The sequence below is a fragment of the Pacificibacter sp. AS14 genome, from assembly GCF_038899935.1.
Lineage (GTDB): Bacteria > Pseudomonadota > Alphaproteobacteria > Rhodobacterales > Rhodobacteraceae > Celeribacter.
The window spans coordinates 1-3,499 of sequence record NZ_JBBMQI010000036.1; the positions used below are offsets into that span (position 1 = coordinate 1).

A 3,499-nucleotide genomic window follows, 5' to 3' on the forward strand; every position below is an offset into this window, starting at 1 on the left:
TTCATTTAAAACACTCCATCTCTTCCTAAAGATTAAAGTGTTGCGCCGACCAGTTGAGGCCACCGCCCAAACCGGACGTTCGTGCAAGGCGCAGTATCGGGCAAAAGGCCAATTTGGCCGAGTCCCTCGCCACCAAAAGCTGGTCGACCTGTACGGCAATAAATTTCATCGATTGGAGCCAATAACAGAGTTTTTCAACACAATCGGCTCTTAGCTGCCCTGAGCTGCGGACATCATGAAGGTCCGGTTTGGGCCGTTCGCGTAAAACGGTCCCAAAGCTTAGACTTTGGTGGCTTCAGCGCACGCGCATGCCCTTTTCTTCGTCCCAGTGTAAAAGCTTATCGCTTTTCGGCAGGGGAGCGTCGGCCGCGGAAACCGAAATTCCAAACTCCCAATCTGCAGGGCAGATCGCCACATATCTGGCATATCCACCGACTCCCCCCCTAAACTTCGGATAGCCAATCGAGACGAGGCAGCCGATAGGCGGAACCTTGTCCAGATTCGCGACCCCTTCTGCCTGTGCGTAGCCATTATGCATAAGCCAGTATTCGCCTTCGAGATCCGGCGTAGCGTCCGTATCAAGTGGCTCGTGGCCATGGAATAAGATGTGGCGCTGTTCGTGTAGGAACTTCAGCGCATCCAGTCCAACGCCGGGGAACGGAGTGCGTGCGGCAAATTCTTTATCCGGCCATCCCTTTGACCAATCGGAGCGGACGAAAACCACAGATCCCTCGGGAATAGTTCCGTGTTTAGCTTCGAATGCTTCGATGTCAGAAACTTGCAAGGCATATCCAAAATCCTCTGCGACTTTGTCCTGCATTGGAATCACAACCAGCGGGCGAAGTGTGTAGGTGGCCGGAAGTTCGTCGATCGTCGGATATTCCGGTGCCCAATGTGCCGGAGGATCAAGCTGCGTGCCAAGCTGATCTGTTTGAAGCAGATAGCCGGTCGCCACAAAGCCATGCTTATTATAAGTATATATGTCACCCTTGGAAGCATAGTCGCCGAGATCCGCACCTGCTTCGGCTGGTGCAAATGTGGAATTGCCAAACCCTGCCCAAACGGGAATCGTCGGAGTAATATCATGCGTAAGGTCGACGTATTTGGCACCCTTGAAGGTGTCCTCATAACTGCCCCACAACCCTTGATCCTGTGCAGACGCGGTGCTCGACAATCCAATAAGAAGCACGCTTACGTAGAAAGTGTTTTCCATAGTGTCATAAAATTCCTGTGGTTTTGGCGCACAAATCCGGTCGTAGAGAGCTCGCAAACAATGCACTCGTTACCCCTCCAGTAGGCGCTTTTAGATTGAGCCGAATATGAAAATGTTGATCAACACTGCTGAAAAAGGCAACCTACCACTGATAGGTATTGAAAAATCCTAATCCGTCGGTCAGTAAAAACGCCTAAATGGATGATAATTTCATCTGGCTGGGCACATGTTGCCGAAGTCTTTAGCGCCTTAAAAAAAATCGTGTGAAGGCAGAAATTCACTCGCTCGCAATTTTGATCCAATATAGCGATAATTTTGATTTAAAGCAGTTATTCGCCTGAATAAGCGTTAATTCCTGCTTCGTGTCGATCGACTATAAGGGCGGATTACGGACTTAGTGACATTTCGCTGCAGTTGCGCCAATGTCGGCTTCGGTGACGCCGTTCAACAAACGGCCCTTTTTGGAGGGGCAATGCGGGCTTATCTTTTTGGTTGTGCTTCAAGTTGTGCTGAGCGGCGGAGCTTGCCCGTCATCCGCAGTCCGTCACGCATGTTGAGACTGAGCAGTCCGATGTTGACTGCGCCCGCAATCAGCTCGATCACCTGAACCGTGTAGAATGCTGTATCGAACGCTCCTGCCTGCGCCTTGAACGACAGATACAGCGCCGATGGGATCAGGATCAGGATACCGTTTGCTGCGATGAAAGGCATCCGTTTCTGCTTGGCGGCGATCAGAGGGCCACGCATTTTCTTGCCCATCTGAAATCCTGAGCCGCCCACGGCCATCAAAGCGGGGATCAGAATGAAGAAACCCCATGGGATCAGTGTTTTGACCGTAGCGATGAGCGCGGGACCGGCAAACAGTTCCGACAACACAGTGGACAGCCAAAAGCTCAGGATCGTTAGCAAGGCGATGCCGCCCGCGATAGGATGGATTGTTTTGGTCATTGTCCTGATCCTTGCTTAGATCATATATTGATAGCTTGCTATGTATCATTGCATAGCAAGCTATTCAAGTGGTAAGCAAGGCGCATGGAGCTTATGAAAGATCAATCGGCGGGATATCTCGCAAACCACATGGCGCGCCTGTTTGCGCGCGGGTTGACGGCGCGGATCAAACCGCTGGGTCTGACCACGGGCACGTTTCCGGCGCTGCTGGAGCTTTGGGAAAAGGACGGTCTGACGCAAAAGGAACTGGTCGTCCGGCTCGACATCGAACAAGCGACCATGGCAAACACGCTGGCGCGGATGGAACGTGACGGGCTGATCTTCCGCAAGAAGGATGTAGGCGACGGGCGGGTGCAGCGTGTCTGGCTGACCGACCATGCGCGTGACTTACGCGGGCCTGCCATCCAGGCGGCAAGGGCAGAAAATGCCGCCGCGCTCAGCGGTCTGTCGGAAGTTGAACAGTCCCAGTTTATCACACTGATGCAGAAGGTCATCGCCGCAAGGCAACCGAAGGATGCTACCGTCACGGCCTAATCGGGCAATCTTCCAAAAACGCTCCTTTTGGGAACGGTCGAAAAGGGCTCAGTTTTTGGCCCCCAAAAACCCCGTTCAAAACCTAAGTGGTTGTTGAAGGCTTTTGGCTCTGTTCATGATAGCAGACATCGGTGCGACCCGCAGCATTTGTCAGCTTGGGCTCAATCCTGTCCTTCGCTGCAAGGTATGTCAATGTCCGCTAATGGGATGTACCGGCTGCTTCACCCAGCAGGTTAGACTGAGCTTAGTTTCACCTGCACATAGGAGAAGTAGCATGGCGAAGACTGAATTTGATGAACTGATGTCTGTAGGCATCGATATCGGCAAAGATACTTTCCATTTGGTTGGTTTTGATCCCAGTGGGCAACGCGTGATCCGCAAACAGATCAAGCGGCTTGCGCTGGTGGCAACTTTTGAGAAGTTGCCACGGTGTATCGTTGGGATGGAAGCGTGTCTGAGTGCGCATTTTGTCAGCAGGACATTGCGCAAGATGGGTTTTGAACCCCGCATTATTCCTGCGATTTACGTAAAGCCGTTCAACAAGGGCCAGAAGAACGATTATAATGTCGCGGAAGCCATCGCCGAGGCGGCACTGCGTCCGAATTTGAAAACAGTTTCGGAGAAAAGCCAAGATCAGCTTGATTTGCAGGCATTGCATCGTGTCAGGTCGCGCTTGGTGTCGCGTCGCACCGCGACAATCAACCAGATCCGGGCATTTCTGATCGAGCAAGGGATCACGGTGCGCAAAGGCCTGCGCGCATTGAAAAACTCGTTTGAGACAATCCTTGAGGAACGCAAAGATGA

The 3,499-nt window shown here is 52.3% G+C and carries 5 protein-coding genes; 3 read left to right on the top strand and 2 right to left on the bottom strand.

All coding sequences use genetic code 11. The annotated features are described in order from the left end of the window. A partial coding sequence (locus WNY38_RS17845) for a hypothetical protein (RefSeq protein WP_342858714.1) occupies positions 1-214 on the top strand: 214 nt, incomplete at its 5' end. An 81-nt stretch (positions 215-295) separates the two neighbouring features. Here WNY38_RS17845 and WNY38_RS17850 read toward each other — a convergent pair. Both WNY38_RS17850 and WNY38_RS17855 read right to left on the bottom strand, forming a co-directional pair. Continuing rightward, on the bottom strand, positions 296-1,213 hold the full coding sequence (locus tag WNY38_RS17850) for a cyclase family protein (protein WP_342858715.1): 918 nt from the start codon (positions 1,211-1,213) through the stop codon (positions 296-298). A gap of 480 nt (positions 1,214-1,693) precedes the next feature. Further along, the gene (locus WNY38_RS17855) at positions 1,694-2,161 is read right to left on the bottom strand and encodes a hypothetical protein (protein WP_342858716.1); all 468 of its coding nucleotides are present in this window, start codon (positions 2,159-2,161) and stop codon (positions 1,694-1,696) included. Positions 2,162-2,254: 93 nt separating this feature from the next. Between WNY38_RS17855 and WNY38_RS17860 the strand changes: the two genes are divergently transcribed. Next, positions 2,255-2,695, top strand: coding sequence for a MarR family transcriptional regulator (locus WNY38_RS17860; protein WP_342858717.1), 441 nt, complete (start codon positions 2,255-2,257; stop codon positions 2,693-2,695). Positions 2,696-2,969: 274 nt separating this feature from the next. Continuing rightward, on the top strand, positions 2,970-3,499 hold a 530-nt coding region (locus WNY38_RS17865; RefSeq protein WP_342858718.1), incomplete at its 3' end, for an IS110 family transposase.